Origin of the sequence: Pseudomonas viridiflava (assembly GCF_900602065.1) — a bacterium.
In the GTDB taxonomy this organism is placed as follows: domain Bacteria; phylum Pseudomonadota; class Gammaproteobacteria; order Pseudomonadales; family Pseudomonadaceae; genus Aquipseudomonas.
The window spans coordinates 1-447 of the sequence record NZ_UWFN01000137.1 but is presented as its reverse complement, the minus strand read 5'-3'; the positions used below and the strand labels follow the sequence as shown (position 1 = coordinate 447).

The 447-nt window shown below is 60.2% G+C and carries 1 protein-coding gene; it reads left to right on the top strand.

Annotated elements, in window-relative coordinates; all coding sequences use genetic code 11:
* Nucleotides 1-23 precede the first annotated feature (23 nt).
* Nucleotides 24-447: VUT family protein (locus EE949_RS08330; protein WP_122663870.1), on the top strand; the 424-nt coding region annotated here is incomplete at its 3' end.

Sequence of the window (447 nt, the reverse complement as noted above, 5' to 3'; positions counted from 1 at the left end):
TTTTCAGGCAACAGTACCCGCCCATGCTTTTTCTGATCGCCTACATCGGCAGCGTCGTGCTGATCAACTTCGCGTTTTCCAGTGCACCGCATCCGGATATCATCTGGTCGGCCTGGGGCGGGCTGGTGTTCGTGCTGCGCGACATGGTGCAGATCCGGTTCGGCCACGGCGCGATTCTCGCCATGCTGGCGGCGCTGGTGCGGTCCTACGTCACCAGCGATCCGACCATCGCCCTGGCCAGTGCCACAGCATTTGCGGTATCCGAATGCACCGACTGGCTGGTGTTCAGCATCACCAGGCGACCACTGCGCGACCGTCTGTGGATCAGTTCGGCGCTGAGCATTCCGCTGGATACCTTCATCTACTTCGGCATGATCGACGCCCTGACAACACCCGTGATTCTGACCACGCTGCTCTCCAAGTTTGCCGGAGTGACCATTGTCTGGA